General features: G+C 52.4%; 1 rRNA gene. It reads right to left on the bottom strand.

Going from position 1 to position 870, the window contains the following annotated elements:
• Positions 1–12 precede the first annotated feature (12 nt).
• A 23S ribosomal RNA gene (locus J3349_RS13960) occupies positions 13–870 on the bottom strand; the annotation flags it as partial.

Here is an 870-nt window from a genome sequence, read left to right as displayed (position 1 = left end):
CTCAAGCGAATTGTGGTCAAGCCCTCGACCTATTAGTACACGCTTGCTGAATGGATCACTCCACTTACACATCGTGCCTATCAACCTTGTAGTCTTCAAGGGGTCTTACTTGTTTAAAACAATGGGACATCTTATCTTTGGGTCGGCTTCACGCTTAGATGCTTTCAGCGTTTATCCGATCCGTACGTAGTTGCCCAGCTATGCTCCTGGCGGAACAACTGGTGCGCCAGAGGTACGTCCGTCCCGGTCCTCTCGTACTAGGGACAGCTCCCATCAAATATCCTGCGCCCACGACAGATAGGGACCGAACTGTCTCACGACGTTCTGAACCCAGCTCGCGTACCGCTTTAATTGGCGAACAGCCAAACCCTTGGGACCGAATACAGCCCCAGGATGCGATGAGCCGACATCGAGGTGCCAAACCTCCCCGTCGATGTGGACTCTTGGGGGAGATCAGCCTGTTATCCCCAGGGTAACTTTTATCCGTTGAGCGATGGCATTTCCACTCACATACCACCGGATCACTAACTCCAACTTTCGTTACTGCTCGACCCGTCAGTCTCGCAGTTAGGCTCGCTTCTGCGTTTGCACTCTTTTGCTTGATTTCCGTTCAAGCTGAGCGAACCTTTGAACGCCTCCGTTACTTTTTAGGAGGCGACCGCCCCAGTCAAACTGCCCACCTAACAATGTCCCCCGACTCGATTCAGAGCCGCAGGTTAGAATTCCAATATCGCAAGGATGGTATCCCAACGGCCACTCCGCAACCGCCAAAGCGATTGTTTCCCAGTGTCCCATCTATCCTGTGCATGCAACATCGAAACCCAATATTAGGCTACAGTAAAGCTCCATGGGGTCTTTCCGTCTTGTCGC

The sequence above is a fragment of the Faecalibacterium sp. Marseille-P9590 genome (assembly GCF_017377665.1).
GTDB lineage: Bacteria > Bacillota > Clostridia > Oscillospirales > Ruminococcaceae > Faecalibacterium.
This window is presented reverse-complemented; position numbering and strand designations above follow the sequence as displayed.